The 3,737-nt window shown below is 73.6% G+C and carries 2 protein-coding genes; one reads left to right on the forward strand and one right to left on the reverse strand.

The window, feature by feature from the left end; all coding sequences use genetic code 11:
* Nucleotides 1-1,766, reverse strand: a 1,766-nt coding sequence (locus VFZ20_RS12835; protein ID WP_329684286.1) for a GAF domain-containing protein, incomplete at its 3' end; no start/stop codon positions are given.
* Between the two features lie 720 nt (nt 1,767-2,486).
* Here VFZ20_RS12835 and VFZ20_RS12840 point away from each other — a divergent pair.
* Nucleotides 2,487-3,737: HAMP domain-containing protein (locus tag VFZ20_RS12840; RefSeq protein ID WP_329684287.1), on the forward strand; the 1,251-nt coding region annotated here is incomplete at its 3' end.

Here is a 3,737-nt window from a genome sequence, read left to right on the forward strand (position 1 = left end):
TTGAGGGGCGTGCGCAGCTCGTGGCTCATGCTGGCCAGGAACTGGCTCTTGGCGCGGTTGGCGGCTTCGGCCTCGGCGCGGGCGGCGTGCTCCGCCTGGTACAGCCGGGCCCGCTCCAGGGCGGCGCCGCACTGGCCGGCCAGCGTTTCCAGGAACACGCCCACGCCCGCGTCGAACCGCTGCGGCCGCGCGAAGCCGAAGCCCAGCGCGCCGATGGCCCGGCCGTCCACGCGGATGGGGGCGGCGGCGTACGCGGCGTGCCCCGTGTCTTCCACGATGCCCGCCATGGCGGGGTAGCGTTCGCGCCACGCGTCCAGGTCGTCCAGCAGGACGGGCGCGTCGTTGGCCAGCGTGTCGGACATGGGGCCGCCGCCCCGCACGGGGTAGCGGTGAAAGCGGTCCATGATCTCCGCGGGGTAGCCGCGCGAGCCCACGGTCTCGAACGCCGCGCCGTCGTCGGAAAGGAGGGCCATGGCCGCCGCCGTGGCGCCCATGGCGCGCATCCCCTGCCGCAGCGCCACGTCCGCCACCTCGGCGGGCGAGAGGGCGCGGGCCATCACCTCGGCCACCTCCAGCAGCCGCTGGGCCCGCTCGGCCGCGCGCTCGGCGGCGGCGCGGGCGCGGCGCTCGGCATCGTGCAGGCGCGCGTTCTCGATGGCCACGGCGGCCCATCCCGCGATCCCCGTGGCCAGCCGCTCGGCGCGGGGGGTAAAGACGTCCGTCTCCGCGTGGCCAAAGAACAATCCGCCCAGCACCTCGCCCGTCTGCCCCATGACGGGCGCGGCCAGGTACGAGCGGACGGGAAGGTGCCCGGCCGGCATCCCGTGGTACGGCGCGCTGTGCCCGTAGCGCGAATCCTTCGTGATGTCGGCGCTGCGGACGACGCCCTCGCCGTGAAAGGTGGGGGCGAAGACGGCCGTGTTGCGGGGCATGGGAAAGCGCTCGAAGGCCTCGCGCGGCACGCCGGAGATGGTGTACAGCGTATAGCTTTCGCCCGCGTCGCTCAGCACGTTGTAGAAGAACGCGCCGAACTGGGCGCCCGTCAGGGACGTGGCCTCGTCCGTGGCCGCCTGGACGATGCGGGCCAGGTCCTGCTCCGACGTGAGCGACACGCCGATGCGGTGCAGCGTGTCCACCAGGCGCGCCTCGTCCTGGAGGGTGTCCTCCAGCCGGACGTTGGCGGTCTCCAGCTCGTCGGCGAGCTCCTGGGCGGCGGCCATCTGCTCCTGCAGCTCGGCCGCCTGCTCCTGCAGCCGCAGGGCGAGCTCGGCGCTGTCGCCGGCGCTGGCCTGTGCATCGCGCCACGCTTCTTCCAGCCGGTCCAGGAGGGACACGCGGTCCGTCTCGGCGTCGCGGCGGTCCTGGACGTCGTGCAGGGTGCCGGCCCACTCGCGGATGCTGCCGTCGCCGGCCAGGACGGGCACGCCGCGCGCCTCGAACCAGCGGTATCCGCCGCCCGCCATCCGCAGCCGGTACTCCGCGCGGTACGGGCGGCGCTCGGCGTGGGCGGCCCACCAGGCGCGGGTGGTGGCCTCGCGGTCGTCGGGGTGGATGGCGTTGGCCCAGCCGGAGCCGCGCACCTCGTCGGGCGTTTGCCCCGTGATGCGGCGCCAGACGGGCATGTCGTCCACCATGCCGTCGGCGTCCGTGGTCCACACGGTGACGGCGTCGGCCTCCACCAGCGCGCGCAGGCGGGCCTCGCTGGCCAGCACGTCGGCGATGGGCACGGTGCGCTCGCCCGGCCGGTGCACGTGGGGCGAGGTCATCGGGGCGGGGCGGACGGCATGGGCTCAGGACGGCGCACGGAGTCAGGTCCGGGAGCAGGGGAAGACGGCCAGGTGAACGAACCCTGTGCGCCGCCGCAATCCGCACGCCAACCCGTACGCTGGAAACACGCGTAGTCTCCACGTTCCGGCTTCGCGACGGAACAGACAACAGAATTCTCACGCAGAGCCGCAGAGGCGCAGAGTACCCCGGACCCTGCACGGGCACCCTCCCCGCCCGACGCAGACATCCCGGCAGCTGGATGATGGATAGGGACTTCGTGAATCCGCGACGAAGTACTCTGCGTCCTCTGCGGCTCTGCGTGAGAATGCAGTTCAAAAGGCCGTCCCACCGTACGCGGTGTGCTCCTCGGCGTGAGCGAAAGAGGGCCGTTGTTGCGGCCGGCAATGCGGCGGGTTATTTCAAAGTCCACGCGCAAACCGGCACCGGGGCGGGGAAACACCTGCCGCCACTGGCCTGCCGCTTGCGTCGTTGGTCGAAGCTTATGCGCTGCCCACACCCTCCGCGCCCCTCCCCGGGACCGGCGCGCGGGCGGCGTGTTCCGCCGATCCACCGGATCCGCTTGAGTGCCATCCCGTCCGGCGCCGCCCCCACGCGGGCGCCGGGCACCGCAGCCGCCGTACATGACCGCCGGCGCCGCCCCCGTGGGGTGGCCGCCGGCTCCGGCATTTCTCCACGTTACGCGAGCAGGAGTTCCAGCCGTGCCACAGGGTGACGACCGCAACGACGTGAACCCGCCCGCCGGAAGCCCCGGTGGCGATGGAGCGCCCGCGCCGCGCCGCAGGGCCGCGCGCCCGCAGGTGCCCGCCGCGCCCCCGTCCCCGGGCGCACCCGTGGCCGGACCCGCGTCGGACGCCCCCGCGCCCCGCGGCGGCCGCATCCGCGCCCGCTCCGCGGCGGCCGTGGGCAACGGCGCCGGCGTGACGTCCGAGACCGCCGACCCGCCCGCCGGGCGCGGCCGGGCCCGCCGCGCGCGCCTGGACGGCGGCGGCACGGGCGGCGGGGGCGGCGACGAGGGCGGCGAGCGCCGCGAGCTGCGCCGGCTGCTGCTGGCCCTGCGCTCCCTGCGCGGGGGCGACTTCAGCGTGCGCCTGCCCGACGTGTACGGCGACCCCCTGCTGGAGGAGATCGCCGACACCTTCAACGACATCGCCCACCTCAACCAGCGGGTGAGCGACGAGATCACGCGGGTCAGCGGCACCGTGGGCCGGCAGGGCCAGATGACGGACCGCGCCTCCATCGGCCCCGTGGGCGGCGGCTGGGCCAACAAGATCAACGCGGTCAACCAGCTCATCGGCGACCTGATCACCCCCACCACCGAGGTGGCGCGCGTGCTCTCGTCCGTGGCCCGGGGCGACCTGAGCCAGAAGATGGCGCTGGAGATCGACGGCAAGCCCGTGCAGGGCGAGTTCCTTCGCATCGCCACCACCGTGAACACCATGGTGGACCAGCTCAGCGCCTTTTCGTCCGAGGTCACGCGCGTGGCCCGCGAGGTGGGCACGGAGGGCGTGCTGGGCGGCCAGGCCGAGGTGCCCAACGTGGCCGGCACGTGGAAGGACCTCACGGACGCCGTGAACTTCATGGCCGGCAACCTCACCGGCCAGGTGCGCAACATCGCCCTCGTGACGACGGCCGTGGCCAACGGGGATCTGTCCCAGAAGATCACCGTGGACGTCAAGGGCGAGATGCTGGAGCTCAAGAACACCATCAACACGATGGTGGACCAGCTCTCGGCGTTCGCGTCCGAGGTGACGCGCGTGGCCAAGGAAGTGGGCACGGAGGGCAAGCTGGGCGGCCAGGCGCGGGTGGAGGACGTGGCCGGCGTGTGGCGGGACCTGACGGACAACGTGAACCAGCTGGCCGGCAACCTGACGGTGCAGCTGCGCGACGTGAGCGCCGTGGCCACGGCCATCGCCGACGGCGACCTGACGCGCAAGATCACCGTCGAGGCG

Source organism: Longimicrobium sp. (assembly GCF_036280135.1).
GTDB lineage: Bacteria > Gemmatimonadota > Gemmatimonadetes > Longimicrobiales > Longimicrobiaceae > Longimicrobium.